Source organism: Pseudonocardia autotrophica (assembly GCF_003945385.1).
GTDB classification, from domain to species: Bacteria; Actinomycetota; Actinomycetes; order Mycobacteriales; family Pseudonocardiaceae; genus Pseudonocardia; species Pseudonocardia autotrophica.
The window spans coordinates 4,652,339-4,670,202 of the sequence record NZ_AP018920.1 but is presented as its reverse complement, the minus strand read 5'-3'; the positions used below and the strand labels follow the sequence as shown (position 1 = coordinate 4,670,202).

General features: G+C 74.6%; 19 protein-coding genes. 9 read left to right on the top strand and 10 right to left on the bottom strand.

What is annotated here, in order from left to right; genetic code table 11:
- Window positions 1-32: 32 nt before the first annotated feature.
- The 3 genes from Pdca_RS21830 to Pdca_RS21820 all read left to right on the top strand — a co-directional run bounded on the left by Pdca_RS21830 (window position 33) and on the right by Pdca_RS21820 (window position 2,735).
- The gene (locus Pdca_RS21830; RefSeq protein WP_373865471.1) at window positions 33-1,298 is read left to right on the top strand and encodes a Glu/Leu/Phe/Val family dehydrogenase; all 1,266 of its coding nucleotides are present in this window, start codon (window positions 33-35) and stop codon (window positions 1,296-1,298) included.
- Between the two features lie 130 nt (window positions 1,299-1,428).
- Window positions 1,429-2,370, top strand: coding sequence for an aldo/keto reductase (locus tag Pdca_RS21825; RefSeq protein ID WP_085914641.1), 942 nt, complete (start codon window positions 1,429-1,431; stop codon window positions 2,368-2,370).
- Window positions 2,367-2,735 carry a MerR family transcriptional regulator gene (locus Pdca_RS21820; RefSeq protein ID WP_085914642.1) on the top strand — a complete coding sequence of 123 codons (369 nt, stop codon included), beginning with the start codon at window positions 2,367-2,369 and terminating at the stop codon, window positions 2,733-2,735. The genes Pdca_RS21825 and Pdca_RS21820 overlap by 4 nt, the downstream gene beginning before the upstream one ends.
- Window positions 2,736-2,742: 7 nt before the next feature.
- Here Pdca_RS21820 and Pdca_RS21815 read toward each other — a convergent pair whose 3' ends face one another.
- Window positions 2,743-3,180 (bottom strand): DUF5313 family protein, encoded by a 438-nt coding sequence (locus Pdca_RS21815; protein WP_085914643.1) that lies wholly within the window; start codon window positions 3,178-3,180, stop codon window positions 2,743-2,745.
- 637 nt (window positions 3,181-3,817) lie between these two features.
- Here Pdca_RS21815 and erm point away from each other — a divergent pair.
- Both erm and Pdca_RS21805 read left to right on the top strand, forming a co-directional pair.
- Window positions 3,818-4,576, top strand: coding sequence for a 23S ribosomal RNA methyltransferase Erm (gene erm, locus Pdca_RS21810; RefSeq protein WP_085914644.1), 759 nt, complete (start codon window positions 3,818-3,820; stop codon window positions 4,574-4,576).
- A gap of 186 nt (window positions 4,577-4,762) precedes the next feature.
- Window positions 4,763-5,953: a phosphodiester glycosidase family protein gene (locus Pdca_RS21805; RefSeq protein WP_125911509.1), complete on the top strand. Its 1,191-nt coding sequence runs from the start codon at window positions 4,763-4,765 to the stop codon at window positions 5,951-5,953.
- Window positions 5,954-5,963: 10 nt separating this feature from the next.
- Here Pdca_RS21805 and Pdca_RS21800 read toward each other — a convergent pair whose 3' ends face one another.
- The 5 genes from Pdca_RS21800 to Pdca_RS21775 all read right to left on the bottom strand — a co-directional run bounded on the left by Pdca_RS21800 (window position 5,964) and on the right by Pdca_RS21775 (window position 11,250).
- Window positions 5,964-6,569, bottom strand: a complete 606-nt coding sequence (locus tag Pdca_RS21800) for a TetR/AcrR family transcriptional regulator (RefSeq protein ID WP_232021108.1) — start codon at window positions 6,567-6,569, stop codon at window positions 5,964-5,966.
- Window positions 6,570-6,597: 28 nt separating this feature from the next.
- On the bottom strand, window positions 6,598-7,614 hold the full coding sequence (locus tag Pdca_RS21795; RefSeq protein WP_085914647.1) for a PDR/VanB family oxidoreductase: 1,017 nt from the start codon (window positions 7,612-7,614) through the stop codon (window positions 6,598-6,600).
- A complete protein-coding gene (locus Pdca_RS21785; RefSeq protein WP_197719792.1) occupies window positions 7,611-8,678 on the bottom strand; it encodes a metal-dependent hydrolase in 1,068 nt (355 codons plus the stop codon). Before Pdca_RS21785 ends, Pdca_RS21795 begins: the two co-directional genes overlap by 4 nt.
- Before the next feature lie 121 nt (window positions 8,679-8,799).
- Entirely contained in the window at window positions 8,800-10,551 is a 1,752-nt protein-coding gene (locus Pdca_RS21780; RefSeq protein ID WP_166665851.1) for an SDR family oxidoreductase, read from the bottom strand.
- Window positions 10,552-10,641: 90 nt separating this feature from the next.
- Window positions 10,642-11,250, bottom strand: coding sequence for a hypothetical protein (locus tag Pdca_RS21775; protein WP_085914649.1), 609 nt, complete (start codon window positions 11,248-11,250; stop codon window positions 10,642-10,644).
- 159 nt (window positions 11,251-11,409) lie between these two features.
- Here Pdca_RS21775 and Pdca_RS21770 point away from each other — a divergent pair, with 159 nt between their 5' ends.
- Genes Pdca_RS21770 through Pdca_RS21760 form a run of 3 tightly spaced genes read left to right on the top strand, consistent with a single transcriptional unit; the run spans window position 11,410 to window position 14,376 of the window.
- Entirely contained in the window at window positions 11,410-12,306 is an 897-nt protein-coding gene (locus Pdca_RS21770) for an alpha/beta fold hydrolase (RefSeq protein ID WP_085914650.1), read from the top strand.
- A 46-nt stretch (window positions 12,307-12,352) separates the two neighbouring features.
- Window positions 12,353-13,591 carry an MFS transporter gene (locus Pdca_RS21765; protein ID WP_085914651.1) on the top strand — a complete coding sequence of 413 codons (1,239 nt, stop codon included), beginning with the start codon at window positions 12,353-12,355 and terminating at the stop codon, window positions 13,589-13,591.
- Complete coding sequence (locus Pdca_RS21760; RefSeq protein WP_085914652.1) at window positions 13,588-14,376, top strand: crotonase/enoyl-CoA hydratase family protein; 789 nt, start codon at window positions 13,588-13,590, stop codon at window positions 14,374-14,376. The genes Pdca_RS21765 and Pdca_RS21760 overlap by 4 nt, the downstream gene beginning before the upstream one ends.
- 7 nt (window positions 14,377-14,383) lie before the next feature.
- Here Pdca_RS21760 and Pdca_RS21755 read toward each other — a convergent pair whose 3' ends face one another.
- Entirely contained in the window at window positions 14,384-14,902 is a 519-nt protein-coding gene (locus tag Pdca_RS21755; RefSeq protein ID WP_085914653.1) for a GNAT family N-acetyltransferase, read from the bottom strand.
- A gap of 4 nt (window positions 14,903-14,906) precedes the next feature.
- Window positions 14,907-15,533, bottom strand: a complete 627-nt coding sequence (locus Pdca_RS21750; protein WP_085914654.1) for an IMPACT family protein — start codon at window positions 15,531-15,533, stop codon at window positions 14,907-14,909.
- A gap of 159 nt (window positions 15,534-15,692) precedes the next feature.
- Between Pdca_RS21750 and Pdca_RS35710 the strand changes: the two genes are divergently transcribed.
- Window positions 15,693-15,830 carry a hypothetical protein gene (locus Pdca_RS35710; RefSeq protein WP_158092252.1) on the top strand — a complete coding sequence of 46 codons (138 nt, stop codon included), beginning with the start codon at window positions 15,693-15,695 and terminating at the stop codon, window positions 15,828-15,830.
- Window positions 15,831-15,836: 6 nt separating this feature from the next.
- Here Pdca_RS35710 and Pdca_RS21745 read toward each other — a convergent pair whose 3' ends face one another.
- Both Pdca_RS21745 and Pdca_RS21740 read right to left on the bottom strand, forming a co-directional pair.
- Window positions 15,837-16,142, bottom strand: a complete 306-nt coding sequence (locus Pdca_RS21745) for a hypothetical protein (RefSeq protein ID WP_085914655.1) — start codon at window positions 16,140-16,142, stop codon at window positions 15,837-15,839.
- Between the two features lie 19 nt (window positions 16,143-16,161).
- Window positions 16,162-17,847, bottom strand: coding sequence for a sodium:solute symporter family protein (locus tag Pdca_RS21740; RefSeq protein ID WP_085914656.1), 1,686 nt, complete (start codon window positions 17,845-17,847; stop codon window positions 16,162-16,164).
- Between the last annotated feature and the right edge of the window lie 17 nt (window positions 17,848-17,864).

Below are 17,864 nucleotides of genomic sequence, written 5' to 3'. Positions count from 1 at the left end.
CGACCGGCACGAGCACGAGGAGGTGGGTCGCCATGACCACGATGCAGAACCCCGCCGGCAGCACCGCCCAGCAGGTGGCGGCGCAGACCGCCCCGGCCGTCCCCGGTATCGGCGCCACGCCCGTCGCCCCGGCCGTCCGCCGCTCCGAGCCGTACATGCGCCTGCAGTGGAACGACTCGATCACCGGTGCGGTCGGCTACCTGGTGGTGCACACCCTGCGCGGCGGTCTGGCCACCGGAGGCACCCGGATGCGCGCCGGCTGCACGCTGAGCGAGGTCGAGGATCTGGCCCGCGGGATGGCCAACAAGACCGCGACCTTCGACCTGCCCGTCGGCGGAGCGAAGGGCGGCATCGACTTCGACCCGAAGGACCCGCGCGCCGTCGAGGTGCTGGAGCGGTTCTGCGAGGCCATGCGCCCGTGGATCGACCGGCACTGGGTCACCGCTGAGGACCTGGGCGTTCCGCAGCACCTGATCGACGAGGTCTTCGGCCGGCTCGGCCTCGGCCAGAGCTACCACGCCGCGATCAGCCGTGCCGACGACCCGGAGGCCACCCTGCAGCGGGTCCGCAAGGGCCTCTCCGCGAAGGTCGAGGGCGGTTTCGAGCTCGGTGACGTGATCGGCGGCTACGGTGTCGCGCACGCCTGCCTGGCCGCCGCGGTCTCCTGGGGCCAGGTCCCCGCCGAGACCACGGTCGCGATCCAGGGCGTCGGCACGATGGGCGGCGCGGCCGCCTACTACCTGCACGAGGCCGGTGTGAAGGTCACCACGGTGGCCGACGCCGCGGGCACCCTGCACTGCGCCGACGGGCTCGACGTCCCCGCGCTGCTGGACCTGCGGGACGGCTACGGCGAGATCGACCGCACCCGGCTGCCCGCGGGGGTCGAGGAGCTGCCGCGCAACGCGATCCTCTCCTCCGAGGTGGACATCCTGGTGCCGGCCGCGATCTCGTACGCGATCACCCCGGACAACTCGTTCGACGTCCGTGCGCGGGTCGTCGTGGAGGCCGCGAACGCCGCGACCACCCCGGAGGCCGAGGCCATGCTCGCCGCTCGCGGCGTCCCGGTGCTGCCGGACTTCGTCGCGAACGCCGGTGCGGCCGTCTGGGCGTGGTGGATGCTGCTCGGCGAGGTCGACGACCAGCCGCAGAACTCGTTCGACCGGCTCCGCAGCGTGATGCACGCCAAGGTCGCCTCGCTGCTGGCCGCGTGGGCGGAGGAGGGCGTCACTCCGCGCGAGAGCGGGCACCGCTGGGCCGACGACCCGGCCCCGACGACCGGCCCGGTCGTCATTCCCTGATCACGGGTTGCACCCGGTGGGCCCGGACCGGCACGGTCCGGGCCCACCGGCGTGTGTGGGGGCCGGGCGAGGTGGCCGTGCCGGCACGGTCGCTTGACCTGGAGCGCGCTCCAGGCCGGATGCTTGCCGCATGAGCACCCCGCAGATCGTCCTCGGCGCGATGAACTTCGGCACCCGCGTCGACACCGGCACGGCGTTCGACCTGCTCGACCGGTTCGTCGAGCGCGGCGGCGAGTGGATCGACACGGCCGACGTCTACGCGTTCTGGAACGACCCGTCCGGTGACGGCGGCCAGAGCGAGCGGGTCATCGGATCCTGGCTCGCCGCGCGCCCCGGCGTGCGTGACCGGGTGCGGATCTCCACCAAGACCGGCGTCCGTGGCGGGCTCGGCCCGGCCACCGTGACCGAGGCCGCCGCAGGCAGCCTGCGCCGGCTCGGGACCGAACGCGTCGACCTCTACTGGGCGCACACCGACGACCGGGATGCCGATCCGGCCGCGACGGCCGAGGTGTTCGGCGGGCTCGTCGAGCGCGGCATCGCCGACCGGATCGGGGCGTCCAACCACACGTCGTGGCGGGTGCAGCGGTTGCGCGGGCTGGCCGCGGCACGAGGGATCCCGGCTTTCGGCGCCGTCCAGTTGCGGCACTCCTACGTGGTGCCGCGGCCGGGCGCCGCGCTGCCCGACGTCGGACACGTGCTGCTCTGCGCGGACGCCGCCGATCTCGCGGCGGCGGAGAACCTGGAGCTCTGGGCCTACACCCCGCTGGTGAACGGTGCCCTCAGCCGGACCGACCGCACCCTTCCCGAGGCCTACGACCACCCCGGCACGGTGGCCCGGCTCGCCGCGCTGGACGCGGTCGCCGCGGATCTCGGAGCCACCCGCAACCAGGTCGTACTGGCCTGGCTGCTCGCCGGCGGCAGCGGGCGCAGCGGGCGAACCGGGGATCTCGCCGTCCCACCGGCGTGGCCACTGGTCGGCGTCAGCGGGATCGGACAGCTCGACGAGGTGCTCGACGCCCGCGATCTGGTGCTCGATGCGGCCGCGCGCGAGCGGCTGGACACCGCGGCATGACGGTGCTCGGAGACGGACCGTGCTCGGCGGGCGAGGCCGCCCGGCGGACCGGGCTCACCGTCGACACCCTGCGCTACTACGAGCGGGTCGGGCTGGTCCCGCCGCCCGCCCGGGACCGTGCCGGGCACCGGATCTACACCGACGAGGACCTCGTCTGGATCGGCATGGTCGGCTGCCTGCGATCGGCCGGTCTGGGCATCTCCGACCTGCGGGAGTTCCGGACCCGGCTCGACGACCGGGCGGGTGCGGACGATCTGACGTCGTTCCTGACCGCGCACCGGGCCGAGCTGCTCGCGCGCCGGGCCCGGCTGGACGCGGCGCTCGCCGTGCTGGACGAGAAGATCGCGCACTACGGGCCGGGCTGAGCCGGGCTCAGTCCGTGTGGTTGCCCCGGTCGTCCCGGCCGCTCCGGTCGCCCCGGTCGCGCTCGTCGCGGTGGATCTCGTCGTACCGGCGGCGGGCCTCGACGTGCTGCTCGGATCGCCGGGCCTCCCGGGTGGAGGCCGCCGCGCCGACCGGGTAACCGGCCTTCATCACCCGCGTCTCGGCGGCCTCGACCACGTAGACCATCGAGTAGAAGAACCCGATGAACGCGCCCGCCAGGATCGCGCCGAGCCGCACCCACGGCGGACCCGGCACGACCAGGTAGAGCAGCGCCAGCAGCGGGGCCAGCTGGACGGCCGTGCGGGCCAGGTGCCGGAGCCACCAGGTCCGGCAGGTGACGTCGTGCAGTACCCAGCGCCGGTGGCGCTCGGGCAGCCGGGCACCGAAGGCGTAGGCCAGCCAGCGGAAGGGGTTCGGGCGGTGCATGACGTCCTCCAAGTCAGGTGACCCTAACCCGGCGAGCCGCGGGTGCATCGGATGCCCCCGGGTGGCTGATGAGCAGCGCGAGCGAGCCGCCCCGCAGACGTTCGGGCGGGCGGCAGTGACGGGTACGGATCAGGTCAGGCCCCTCTCTCCTCGCGGCGCATCGACTCGCCGCCGTCCGGAGCACCGACGGCGGACGGCGGCGACGACGGCCCGGAGCGGTGTTGCCGCGCTCGTCATGGTCGACCGTCCTGGCGCGCAACCACAACCCGGCGGGGGCCACCGGTGCAGCCGGCGCGCAGATCCGTGCGCCGCAGGACCGGTCCGACCGCCATATCGTCCGGTTTCCCGCTTCGGCGCCGCCTACACCCGTGCGGCGGTGCGGGCCTGCACACACCGGCCCCGCGAGCTGCCCGGCCGAGGCGGTCCGGTGCCGCGCTGCCGGGGCGCGCGGAAGTCGGGTGCGCGGCGCGGGTGGATCACCTAGCCTGCCCGGCGTGGCAGCGTACCTACGCCTGCGCGTCGCCTGACGGCGGCGCCCGAGCATCCTTCCCGCGGCACCGCCGTCCCCGCAGCCGGTCCTGAACCACTGCCGGGCGGCGCTTTCGTGCGCGTCCGGCTCCCTCCCCGGGAGCTTCCCTTGGCACGCCCACTCGGCCGTCACGAGCACGGCCAGAACTTCCTCATCGACCCGTCCGTCCCCGCCTCGCTGAGCGTCGTCGTCGCCGGGTACCCGGCGCGCCCGATCCTCGAGCTCGGCGCCGGTGACGGCGCCCTCACCGCCGCGCTGCTCGACCTGGACCGGCCGGTCACCGCCGTCGAGATCGACCCGCACCGGGTGCAACACCTGCGCCGCCGCTTCGGTGCGCGGGTCACCGTCCGGCACGGCGATCTCGTCCGCGAGCGGCTCGACCGGCCGGTCGACGTCGTCTCCAACGTCCCGTACGCCCTGACCACCCCGCTGCTGCGCCGACTGCTGGGCGCCCCGCAGTGGGCGCACGCACTGCTCCTGCTGCAGTGGGAGGTGGCGCGCAAACGGGCCGCGGTCGGCGGGACGACGGCGCTGACCGCCCGCTGGTGGCCGTGGTTCGGCTTCCGGCTGGTCGGCCGGGTCCCGGCCCGCGCGTTCCGGCCCGTCCCCTCGGTGGACGGCGGGATCCTGGAGATCACGCGGCGGGCGTGTCCGCTGGTCGACGGCCCGGCCGGGCCCTACCAGCGGATGGTCGATCAGGTGTTCACCGGCCGGGGCCGCGGTGTGGTCGACGTCGTCGCGCGGCGGTACGGCCGGGCGACCGCACGGGCCTGGGCGGCCGGCGCCCGGCTCGACGCGCGCACGCTGCCCCGGGACCTGGGCCCGGAACACTGGGCGGAGCTGTACGCGCTGGTGCGGGCCCGCTGACCCCGGCGACGGCGAGCGGCGCACCCGGAAGCCGGACCCCCGTCCCGGTGATCCCGATCGCCCCCGGGCCCGGCCGGGCGTCCCACGACCGGGTGGATCCCGCCGAGGTGTGCCACGCCCGCACGCCCGGCCCCGCTCCGTTGTGATCGTCTCACCCCCGGCCGACCGGCGACCGGGGGAGTGGACATGACGAGGCGGGTGCGCGACGGGATGGTGACCGTTGCCGTCACCGCTGTGCTCACCGTGCTGCTGCCGGCGTCCACCCCGGCCGGTCCCGTCTCCGCGGCGGATCCCGCGCTCGCGGCCGCGGTCCACGCCGTCGCGCCCGCTCCGGCGATCACCCACCGAGAGGAACGGATCGACACCCCGGGCGGACCGGTCACCACCGATGTCGTCGTCGCCGACCTGCGCCGGTCCGGTGTGCAGGCCACCCTGCTCACCGGCGCGACGGTCGGCGAACGGGCCACCGTTGCGGTACACGCCGACCGGGCGGGCGCCGCCGCGGCACTCAACGGCGACTTCTTCGACTTCGCCCGCAGCAACGTCCCGGCGGGCCCGTCGGTGCGCGACGGACGGGCGCTCACCTCACCCGTGCCGCCCGGTCGTCGGCTCGCCCCCGCGGTCCCGGGCAGCGACCCCGGTGACGTGCTCGCCGTCGACGACGGCGGCACCCCCCGCATCGACCGGCTCGTCCTCGACGCCTCGGCCACCGCCGCCGACGGGACCACCCTGCCGATCCGCACCCTCAACGCCTACGCCGTCCCGGTCGGCGGCATCGGCCTGCTCACCCCGGACTGGAACGGCGACCGCAACGCCACACTCTGCGGCAGCGACACCGACCGGGACGCCCCGTGCGCGCCGGACCGGATCGAGGTCGCGGTCCGCGACGGCGCCGTCGCCGAGGTCCGCCCGCCCGGTACCGGTCCGGTCGCCGACGGCGAGCAGATCCTGGTCGGGCGCGACGAGGGCGCCGCCGCACTGCGCGGGCTGGCCCCCGGTGATCCGGTCGAGATCGAGCACCGGATGACCGCCGCGTCCGGTGTGCCGCCGCGGACAGCGGTCGGCGGCAGCCCGGTGCTGCGGGACGGCGCACCCGTCCCCGGTCTCGACGCCGCCGTCCGCGAGCCGCGCAGCGCCGCCGGGATCACCGCCGAGGGACGCCTGATCCTGCTGACCGCCGACGGCCGCGAGTCCACCAGCGTCGGCATCACCCTGGCCGAGACCGCCGAACAGCTGCGTCGCGCCGGCGCCGTGCACGGCGTCAACCTCGACGGCGGCGGCTCGTCGACGATGGTGTTCCGCGGGCAGGTCGTGAACGCCCCGTCCGAGGACGCGCACCGGGCGGTCCCCAACGCGTTCGGGATCCTCGCCCCCTGAACCGGGCCGCTCAGGACCGGCGGGCGGTCACCTCGAGCATCGCGAACAGCTGCTCCACCAGCCAGTCCCGCAGCCCGGTCCGGTCCGGGACCTCCCCGGCCTCCAGCCAGGACAGCACCGAGCCCTCGACCAGAGCGACCCAGCCGCGCAGCGTCATCAGCTGCAGTACCTCCGGATCCGGGACCCCGCCGCGTACGCACAGCAGATCGACGATGTGGTCGCGCACCCCGTCGACCAGCGCGTCGGTCTCACCGGTCGACACCACCGATCCGCTGCGCAACAGCGCGACGTAGGCTCCGGCGTGCCGCCGCACCACGTCGATGAACACGTCCAGCGCCGCCGACAGCTGCTCCTCCAACGGGCCCTCACCGGCCAGTGCGACCCGGGCGATCAGCTCCTCGGCGACGTTGCCCAGCGCCGCGACGTGCAGCTCCTCCATGCTGGAGAAGTAGCGGTAGAACAGCGCCCGCGACACGTCGGCGACCCGGGTCACGTCCTCGACCGCCACCTCGTCCGGGGAGCGGCTCCCGTAGAGGTCGAGTGCGGCCGACACGAGCTGTGCGCGCCGGGCCTCCGGCGTCATCCGCCGGGGTGAACGGGCAGGGGAGGAGGTCATCACCGGAAAGCGTACGGAACTCCCACGCCTAGCGACCGAGATCGACGACGACACGCGCGCCCTCCGCCCGCCCGACGCACAGCGCGGTCAGGCCGGGCCCCGCCGGATCGCCCACCGTCGATCCCTCGACCAGCCGCACGTGGCAGGTGCCGCAGAACCCCTGCCGGCAGGAGTACGCGACGTCCGGCCGCACGTCCCGGATCACGTCGAGTGCCGTCCGGTCGGCGGGCACCGGCAGCTCCGGGCCACCGGCGAGCGCCACCGTGAAGGGGCGGCCGTCCCGGATCGGCGGCGGCGAGAACCGCTCCGAGTGGAACCGCCGGTCGGCGGGCAGCGCCCGGCGCACCGCGTCGATCATCGGTGGCGGCCCGCAGCAGTACACCGCGGCACCCGGGTCCGTGCCGGCCAGCAGCTCCTCGGCGGACGGGACCCCGGCCGTGCCGTCCGGCCTGCGCCGGACGCGATCGGATGCGAGCCCGGCGAGCCCCTCGGACAGCGGCATCGACGCCAGGTCGCGCCCGGTGTGCACCAGCTGCCAGGGCAGGCCCGCCGCGTGCACCGCACGCACCATCGGCGCGATCGGGGTGATCCCGATCCCGCCGGCCAGGAACAGGTAGGACGGCGCCGCCGCCAGCGGGAACGCGTTCCGCGGCCCGCGCACCCGCAGACGGGCACCCGGGGTGAGCCGGTGCACCTGCGCCGATCCCGAACCACCGGGCACGGCACGCACCGCGATCCGGTACACCGACCGGTCCGCCGGATCCCCGCACAGCGAGTACTGGCGCAACAGACCCGATGGCAGCACGACGTCCAGGTGGGCACCCGGCCGCCACCCGGGCAGCGGGCCGGAACCGGCCAGCTCCACCTCGGCGACATCCGGGCACGGGTACGTCACCGACCGGACCTCGACCGGCAGCTCCCGATCGACCGGAGCGGCCGGCCGGCGGCGGCGCGCGCTGCGCAGCGACGCCTTCTGCGCGACGGCGGTGACCGTCGCCAGCGCCCGTGCACTCCGGTTCGGATGCGGGGGTGGGGCGACGCTCATGCCGCGCCGCCGTGCTCGGCGGCTGTGCTGCTGCTCGGCGCGGCGGCGGTGCTACTCCTCGGCTCGGCCGCTGTGTCGGCGGTCGGCGCGGTGGCTGTGCTGCGGCTCGGCTCCGCCGCTGTGTCGATGGTCGGCTCCGCCGCTGTGTCGATGGTCGGCTCCGCCGTGCCGCTGCTCGGCTCCGCCTCGGCTGCCCGCGCGGCGGGGGAGACCGCCAGGTAGGCCACCGCGGCGTCGGTGTCGCCGTGGTTCGCCGGGTGGAAACGCGGGTTCAGGTAGGACAGCATCGCCCGGGTGAACAGCATCGGCCCCGGCACCAGCCCCCGCCGCGACGCCCGCAGGTAGTCCCGGACCCGGGCCCGCCGGGCCGGGGTCCCGCGCAGCCCCGGATCGCGGGCACACAGCTGCGCCGTCCCCGACGCCCACAACCGGATCAGCGCCGGCGCCGTCACCAGCATCGCCCGGATCCGGCGCAGGTAACGCCCGTCGAGATGCACGTACAGGTCGTGCGCGACCGACCGGTGCTCCACCTCCTCCGCCCCGTGCCAGCGCAGCATGTCCAGCATCTGCGGGTCCGCCCCGGCCGCGTCGAGCTCCGGGGAGTGCAGGATCCATTCGCCCAGCACCGCCGTCAGGTGCTCGATCGCGGCCACCAGCCCGACCCGCTCGACCAGCCACTCCCGGGCCTCGTCGCCGGACAGCCCGCGCTCCCCGAGCAGCTCACCGAAGATCCACTCCACCTGCTCGACGTACCGGGTCACGTCGATCCCGGCCTCGCCCAGATGATCCAGCGCACCCTGGTGCGACGACGCGTGCATCGCCTCCTGCCCGATGAACCCGCGTACATCCTCGGCCAGCGCGTCGTCGCGCACCATCGGCAACGCCTGCGAGAAGACCTCGACGAACCAGCGCTCGCCCTCCGGCAGCAGCAGGTGCAGCACGTCGATCAGGTGCGAGGCGAACGGTTCGTCCGGGATCCAGTCGGTGCGCAGGGCCGAGAAGTCGAAGCGGACGTCACGGGCGTGCAGCGCGATCCGGTCGCCGTCCTGCGGAAGGGCGGTCATCGGCGGTGCTCCTCTCTCCGGGAACGGGTGGTGCGGCGGGCTCAGCGGGGTCAGTGAGGTCAGCGGGGTCGGCGAGGTCAGCGGGTTCAGCGGGTCAGTGAGTTCAGTGAGTTCAGCGGGTTCAGCGGGTTCCGGCGTCGATCCGGGCGACCGCCCGCAGCAGGCCGGGGGACAGCCGGGACGCCAGCAGCCCGGCGTGCGCCTCCGCGGTCACCGGTGCGAGCGCCACGTTCCGCTCGACCGCGCGGATCAGCCGCGACGCGACCCGGTCCGGGGTGTAGCCACGCCGGGCGTACGCGGCGGCGGAGGCCCGCCTGCGGGCGTCCTGGGTGGCGTCGTCGGTACCGGCGAACCGGGTGTGCGCGGTGATCGGGGTGTCCACGAACCCCGGGCACAGTGCGGTGACGCCGACACCCTCCTCGGCCAGCTCGGCGCGCAGGCACTCCGACAGCATCAGCACCGCGGCCTTCGTGGTGGCGTACGCGGGCAGCGCACGGGACGGCAGGTACGCCGCCGCCGACGCGACGTTCACCAGGTGACCGCCCTCGCCGTGCTCGCGCAGCAGCGCCCCGAAGTGCCGGCAGCCGTGCACGACACCCCACAGGTTCACGTCGACGATCCGCCGCCATTCCTCGGCCGTGATGTCCGCGAACGGTCCGGCGACGGCGATCCCGGCGTTGTTGACGACGAGATCGGGGACGCCGTGCTCCGCGGCCACCCGGGCGGCCAGCCCGGCGACCGCCTCGTCGACGGCGACGTCCACCGTCTCGGCGAACGCCCGGCCGGTGCCGTGCCTGCGCTCGATGATCCCGGCGGTCCCGGCGGCACCGTCCGCGGAGAGATCGGCGACCACCACCCGGGTGCCCCGGTCGGCGAGTGCCAGCGCGGTCGCCCGCCCGATCCCGCTCCCGGCGCCGGTGACGACGGCGAGGCCGCCCTCCCAGCGGACGGCCCGCCCGGACCGGCCGTCGGAGGCGACCAGCGCGCGGCCGCGGGCCGCGGCCCGGGTGAGGGCGGGGGCCGGCCGGGCCGGCGCGGCGGTCCCCGCGACCATCTCGGCGGTGCAGCGGGCGATCACCTCGGGCCGGTGCCGGACGATCCAGTGCCCGCCGGGCAGGTAGCGGACCCGCAGGTCGGGGGCGAACTGCGCGGCGCTGGTGGCCAGCGCCGGCATCACATAGGCGTCGCCGCGCGGCGCGAGGATCTGGACCGGAACGTCGGTTCGGCGCTGCTCGGGCCTGCCGAGCCGGCGGGGCAGGTTCCGCCGGTACAGCTCCAGGCCGTTCACCCCGTCCCGCACCGAGGGCCGCGGGATCCGCTCGGTCCGCTCCAGCAGCCTCCCGATCGCCCCGCTGCGGCAGAGGAGCTCGGGCAGCACCGGCAACCGGAACGCCAGCGTGTACCAGGAGTGCAACCCCTGCCGGACGACCGAACGCAGGTCCCGCGGGGAGCGGCGGCGCAGGAACAGCCCGACGTGATCGAGGCTCGGTCCCGAGATCGAGGTGAACGACGCGACCCGCCCGGTCAGCGCATCGCCGGTGACCGCGTGCCAGGTCTGGATGGCGCCCCAGTCGTGGGCGAGCAGGTGCACCGGCTCGCCCGGCGAGACCGCGTCGCAGACGGCGCGCAGATCGGCGGCGAGCAGTTCGAGGTCGTAACCCGCGCGGTCGGCCGGCGCGTCCGAGTCGCCGTGCCCCCGGACGTCGTAGCTGACGACGTGGTGGTCGGTGGCGAGCAGGTGGGCGACACCGTCCCAGACGTGCCGGTCGTCCGGGTAGCCGTGCACGGCGACGATCGTCGGTGCTGCCCGGTCGCCCCGTTCCTCGACCGCGAGGCCCAGGCCGTCCGGCGTCGTGACGGTCGTGCGTTCCACCACATCACTGTGAGACACATCGTCATCATAGAAAAGCTGTCAACAAGAGTCGAGGGGTGGACGGCCGGTCCGCCCTCCGGTCGCGCAGGGTCACCTCGGGCCGGCGCCGCGCCCGTTCCCCGGCCGGGGCGGGCCGTTGGCCGGCACCGGGCCCGGATCCGGATCGCCTGCCGCCCACATCGCCGCCACTCGCCCGGCCACCCGGTCGTGGGCCGCGAGGGTCGCGGCACCGGTCGTCCGGACGCCGGCGAGCGTGTAGAGCAGCTCGGCGTCCCGGCCGTGGTCGAGATCGAGCAGCCCGTGCACCCGGGCCAGCTCCAGGACCAGCCCGCACGGTCCGGTGCCGGCGGCGCCCGCGGCCCGCGCCAGCGCACCCGTGGTCGTGGTGGCGGCACCGGGGAGCAGGCATCGCCCCAGCTCACGGGCCAGCCGGCCGAGTGGCTCGACGTCGGCGGGATGCACCGCGACCAGGCAGAGGTCCGGGCACGGGCCCGGCGGGTGGCCCGGCCGCGCCTGCGCGGCGCACAGCACCCCGGACAGCCGGCACCAGGCCCGCGCCGCGGCGGCCGTCGCGCCCGGCGGGGTGGCGTCCCGGGACAGCGCGCCGAGGGCGGTGCACAGCACCCGGTCGACCCTCGCCCAGCCGCCGGGATCGCGCGGGACCGCCCGGATCACCGTCCCACCCGTCGATCCGCTCATGGGCCCTCCTCGGCCGTACGGCGTCGTGGGAGGCGTCGCCCGGATGCCGGCCGCCGTTACCGCGCGTAGTCAGAACTGGCGAGGAGGTACGTTCGACCCGTCCCGAATTCCGGGTCCCGTGCCCGATCCCGTTCCCGCCACGACCGCCGGAGGCCTCACGTGCCCGACGACCCGCCCGCCTGGTTCACCTCGGCCCTCGCCGTGCCGTCCGGTTGCGGCGGCGTCGAGGTCGACGGGGTGCGGATCGCGTACCGGACGTGGGGCGACCCGGGTGGGCCCGGCGTCGTCCTGGTGCACGGCGGCGCGGCGCACTCGCACTGGTGGGACCACATCGCGCCGCTGCTGGTGGAGGGCACCCGCCGGGTCGTCGCGGTGGACCTGTCCGGGCACGGCGATTCCGGCCGGGCACCGTCCTACGACCTGGATCGCTGGGCCGCCGAGGTGCGGGCGGTGATCGAGGACGCGCGGCTCGGCGAGCGCCCCACGCTGATCGGGCACTCGATGGGCGGCTTCGTCACGCTGACCGGGGCGCTGCGCTACGGCGAGGAGCTGGCCGGGGCGGTCGCGGTCGACTCGCCGGTGCGCGACCGGTCACCGGAGGAGGACGCGGCCCGGGAGAAGCGGGCGTTCGGCCCGGCCCGGGTGCATCCGGACCGGGAGGCGCTGATCGCCCGCTTCCGCACCGTGCCCGAGCAGGACGGCGACCTGCCCTGGGTGCACCGGCACATCGCCGAGCACAGCATCACCGCCGTCGACGGTGGATGGCGGTGGAAGTTCGATCCGAGGATCTTCGGCGGGATCGGGCTGACCCCCGCCGATCTCGGGCGGCCCGGCTGCCGGATCGGACTGTTCCGGGCCGAGCACGGGCTCGTCCCGGCGGACATGGGCGAGATGGTGGTGGACCGGATGGGGCGGGCCGCACCGGTGGTCGAGATCCCCGGCGCCGGGCACCACGTGATGATCGACCAGCCGCTCGCCCTGCTCAGCGCGCTGCGGACGCTGCTGGCCGACTGGGAGTACTCGGTGCCGGTGACCGCACCCGAGACCGTCGGTTAGGTTACCCTCACTCGCGTCGGTCCGAGCGGGCCGCAGGGGAGGCGTGATGGGGGAGTCGACGGGGCGCGCGCAGGGAATCCTGCTGCTCGCGGTGCTGGCCGCGATCGTCTCGCAGCAGGTCCTGGTGCCGGTGCTGGCGCCGTTGTCCCGCGAGGTCGGCCTGTCCACGGTCGAGCTCGGGCTGGTGATGACGGTCGCCGCCGGGCTCTTCGCCGTCACCAGCCTGTTCTGGGGGCGGGTGGTGGACCGGTGGGGGCACCGCCGGGTGCTGCTGCTCGGGCTCGCCTCGGCCGGTCTGGGGCTGACCGGGTTCGCGGTCGTCTCGCAGGCGGCGCTGGCCGGTCTGCTGTCCCCGGGCGCCACCCTCACCGGGATGATCGTGACCCGCAGCGTGGTGTTCGGCATCGGTCTCGGGGCCGTCCCGACGGCGGCGATGGCGTTGATCGCCGCCCGCACCGCACCCGGCCCGGAGCGCACCGCCGGGATCGGGCGGCTCGGTGCGGTGCAGGGGATCGCGGTCGCGCTGGGGCCGGCACTCGGCGCGCTGCTCGGGTTCGCCGGACTGCTCGGGCCGGTCTGGCTGGCGCCGGTCGCGGTGCTGGTGGCGATCGCGGTGGTGGCGGTCGGGGTCCGGCCCGCGCCGGTGGAGCACCGGGCCGCCGAGCCCGGGGACGCGCCCCGCGCGGTCCGCCCGTGGGACGCCCGGATGTGGCCGGTGCTGCTGACCGGCTTCCTGATGATGCTGTCGCTCGGGCTGGTGCTGATCGTGCTCGGCTTCCTGGTCCAGGACCGGCTCGGGCTGGACGCGGCGGGCACCGTGCGGGTGTCCGGTGCGATGTCGTTCCTGTCCGGGATCGCGCTGGTGCTGATGCAGGGTGTCGTCGTGCCCCGGCTGGGCTGGCCGCCGGTGCGGCTGCTGCGGCTCGGCCTCCCGGTCGCCACCGCCGGGCTGCTGCTGCTCGCGGTCGCGCCCGGGATGCTCACCATCGGGCTGGCGATGACACTGCTCGCGGCCGGTCTCGGGCTGGCGATGCCCGGCTACACCACCGCGGCGACCCTGCAGGCCGGGCCGGAGGGCCAGGGCGGCGTGGCCGGGCTGGTGAACGCCACCAACGGGGCGACGTTCGTGATCGGTCCGCTCGCCGGGACCGCCCTCTACACGCTCGGGACCGGGATCCCCGCGTTCGTCGCGGCCGCGGCCTGCCTGCTCGGCGTGCTGCTCGCCGTCATCCATCCGGCGCTGCGCTCGGCACGGCGGGATCCAGCGGCTACTGTGACACCATGACCGAGCAGTCAGAGCTGACCGTTTCCGGTGACGAGGTGCTCGTCGAGCGGCGCGACGGTGTCCAGGTGATCACCATCAACCGGCCGGCCGCGCGCAACGCGCTGAACGAGAACGTCGCGCGGGCCGTCGCGGCCGCGGCCGACGAGCTGGACGCCGACGACGAGCTGCGGGTCGGGATCCTCACCGGCGCCGGCGGGGCCTTCTCGGCCGGGATGGACCTGAAGGCGTTCCTGCGGGGCGAGCGGCCGGGCCTGCCCGGCCGGGGGCTCTGCGGCATCACCCAGACCCCCCCGCGCAAGCCGATGATCGCCGCGGTCGAGGGCTGGGCGCTGGCCGGTGGCTTCGAGCTGATGCTGGCCTGCGATCTGGTGGTCGCCGCCCGGGGTGCCCGGTTCGGTGTGCCGGAGGTCAAGCGTGCGCTGGTCGCGGCGGCCGGCGGGGCACTCGAGCTGGCGAACCGGGTGCCGCGCGCGCTCGCGCTGGAGATGCTGCTGACCGGCGACCCGATCGACGCCGCCAGGGCCGAGGCCGCCGGGCTGGTCAACCAGGTCGTCGACGACGGCGGCGCACTCGACGCCGCGCTCGGGCTGGCCGCGCGGATCTCCGGCAACGGCCCGCTCGGCGTCGCCGCGAGCAAGCGGATCGTGCGGGAGTCCCCGGACTGGGGTGCAGACCGCTGGGCCCGCCAGGACGAGATCACCGCCGCGGTCCTGAACTCGCAGGACGCGCGCGAGGGCGCGACGGCGTTCGCCGAGAAGCGCGACCCGGTGTGGAAGGGCGCGTGAGCGCGGCTCAGTCGTCCAGGTAGCGGTGCATGACGTGCAGCCCGGTGGTCGTGCCGTCGGGCAGTGTGAACGCGTCCGGCACGATCCCGATCGTCGCGAAGCCCAGTGAGTGCCACAGCGCGACCGCCCGGGTGTTGCTCTGCACGACGGCGTTGAACTGCATCGCCGAGTAGCCGAGCGAGCGGGCCAGGGCCACGATGTGCTCACCGAGCGCCCGCCCGGTGCCGCGCCCGGCCCGCTGCGGGTCGACCGCGAAGCTCGCGGTCGCCACGTGCGAACCGGGGCCGGGCTGGTTCGGGCCGGTCTTGGCGGTGCCGACGATCACGCCGCCGCCGCTGCGGTCGCCGTCGCCGCCGCCGTCGATGGCGACGACCACCCGGCCCGGCGGGCGCAGCATCCACATCGAGCGCGCCCACCCCTCGTCCACATCGGTCGGCACGGTGTAGGTGCGGCCTTCGGCGAAGATCGGCCGGAGGATCTGCCAGACGGCGGGCCAGTCGTCGTCGTGGGCGTCGCGGATCTGCACGCGATCAGGGTAGATAGAGGTCGCGCGGGCCGGCGTCGAGGGCGTCGACCGCGCCCCCGGTGTGCTCGGCCAGCCAGGCCTCGAAGTCCCCGACCCGGGACTCCGCGACGGCCACGGTGAAGGTGACGTCGGCGCCGTGCTCGACCTCGCGCAGCAGGTACGACGAGTTCCGCAGGGCGTGCTCCAGCCGTCCGGCCCGGTCGTGGGGCAGTGCGAGCAGTAGCTCGCGATGTCGGACCCGGCGCAGCTCGCCGACCCGGTCCAGGGTCTCCGACAGCGCCCCGGAGTAGGCGCGCACCAGCCCGCCGGCGCCGAGCTTCGTGCCGCCGAACCAGCGGGACACCACCGCGACGACGTCGGTCAGCCCGCGCCGGGACAGCACCTCCAGCATCGGGACGCCCGCGGTGCCGGACGGCTCGCCGTCGTCGTTGCTGCGGGCGGTCATCGCCCCGGTCGCCGGGTCGCCGATCCGCAGCGCCGTGCAGTGGTGGGTGGCGTCCGGCCCGGCCCGGCGCACCCGGTCGATCAGTGTGGTCGCGGCGTCCACGTCGGGCACCCGGGCCACGGTGCAGACGAACCGGGAACGCTGGATCTCGATCTCGTGCGCGCCGTCGCGGGCGATCACCCGCACGACACTGCCCCGATCCGGGCCCCGATCCGGGTCGTCGGGTGACCCGGGTCGCCGGAGGTGGCGGTTCCGGATCGATTCAGTGCACCCTGGAACGGTCCGGTGCGGAGGCCGCCCGGTGCGGCCGGCCGCACATCCTCGACGGAGAAGGGATCTCCGACCATGAGCGACACCGTCGCCACGCTGCACCTCCCGCGCGGACTGCGCGCCGCCCTGAGCCGGCTGGGCCGCCGGATCGACGCCTACACCCTGCAGGCGTTCAACCCGGTCTACTCGATGCCCGGCGCGCGGCGTCGCTGACCCCCGTCACGGGGGCGGCGGGTTCTCCTCCGCCGGGGCTGCGGGGATCCGCAGCGGCCGCAGCCACACCCACAGCACGAACAGCGCGCCGAGGACCAGCATCGCGATCCCGGTGTCCAGGTTCAGGTTCGTCCCGCCGGTCTTGGCCAGGTTCGCGGGATCGTCACCGGAGACCACGCCCATGATCACGAGCACCAGGCCGTAGACGCCGAACAGCAGCGCGATCACCGAGCGCAGGTCGAAGAGGTTGGTCGCGGTCGTCGAGACGGGGGCGTTCGCGCCCGCCCGGGCGCCGGCTCGGTCGTCGGTCATCTCTGGGCTCCTGTTCCGGTCAGCCGGTCACGACGTAGAGGACCACGGTCAGGGCGAGCACCGCAGCGGCGAGGACGGCGGGGGAGCGGTACCAGCCCGCGTCGTCGCCGTCGGTGGAGTGCGTCCGCGACGCCTTCGGGGTGAGGCTCCAGACCAGGCCGACCAGCTCGGCGTCCGGCCTGGGTGCGGTCACCAGGGACACCGCGCCGGCCACTCCGACGCCGACCACGAACGCGGCGATGGCACCCAGGAAGCTGCCCGCCTGGTTCGAGATCTCGAGCACCCCGGTGCGGACCAGGACGTCCACGGTGACCGCGGCCGTCGTGCCGGAGAGGAGTCCGATCCACGCGGACGGGCCGGTCATGCGCTTCCAGAACAGGCCCAGGATGAAGATCGCGAACAGTGGGGCGTTGAAGAAGCTGAACAGCGACTGGATGTAGTCCATCAGGTTCGTCGAGCCGGACGCGATGAACGCGGTGCCGATCGCCAGCACACAGCCGATGATCGTCACCAGCCGTCCGATCCGGAGGTAGTAGCCGTCCTCCCGGTCGGGACGCACCCAGTCCTGCCAGATGTCGTAGGTGAACACGGTGTTGAACGAGCTGATGTTGGCCGCCATGCCCGCCATGAACGCGGCGAGCAGACCGGCGATCGCGACACCGAGGATGCCGTTCGGCAGCAGCTCCTTCATCAGCAGCGACAGCGCGTTGTTGTAGGTGATGCCGTCGACGGCCGCGCCGCCGCCGGTCTTCACCGCGCTGATCTGCGGAACCAGGATCGCCGCGATCATGCCCGGGGTCACGATGACCAGCACGACCAGCGCCTTCGGGAAGGCGCCGATGATCGGCGTGCGGCGGGCCGCGGACATGCTCTTGGCCGACAGCGCGCGCTGGACCTCGGCGAAGTTCGTCGTCCAGTAGCCGAAGGAGAGCACGAAGCCGAGACCGAACACGATGCCGAGCACCGACAGGAACGGGTTCTGGATCTCGGTCAGCGGGGTGCCGGGCCAGGCGTTGAGGTCGGCGCCGCCGCTGGGGCCCTCGGTGACCGCGCGGGTCAGGCCGTCCCAGCCGCCGACCCGGTTCAGCCCGGCCACGGTCAGCGGGATGAGCAGCGCGAGGATCACGAAGAACTGCAGGACCTCGGTGTAGATCGCCGCGGACAGCCCGCCGAGCGAGATGTAGCCCAGCACGACGACGGCCGCGACCGGGATGGCCAGGTACAGCGACCAGCCCAGCAGCGCCTCCAGCACCAGCCCCAGGGAGAACAGGTTGACGCCGGCGATCAGGATCGAGGCGACCGCGAAGATCACCGCCTGCACCCGCTGGGTGGTCCGGTTGAACCGCTTGAGCAGGAACTCCGGCACGCTGCGGGCCTGCGAGCCGTAGTAGAAGGGCATCATCACGATGCCCAGGAACACCATCGCCGGGATCGCGCCGAGCCAGTAGTAGTGCACCGTCGGGATGCCGTACTGCGCGCCGTTGGCGACCATGCCGATCAGCTCGATCGCGCCCAGGTTGGCCGAGATGAACGCCAGGCCGGTGATCCACGCCGGCATCGACCGGCCGGACAGCAGGAAGTCCAGGCTGGACGAGACCGAGCGGCGGGCCGCGTACCCGATGCCCAGCACCAGCACGAAGTAGAACGCGACCAGCAGGTAGTCGACGACGTTCGGGTCGAGCCGGAGGATCTCTTCGGTCGTCATGTCACGCCCTTGCACAG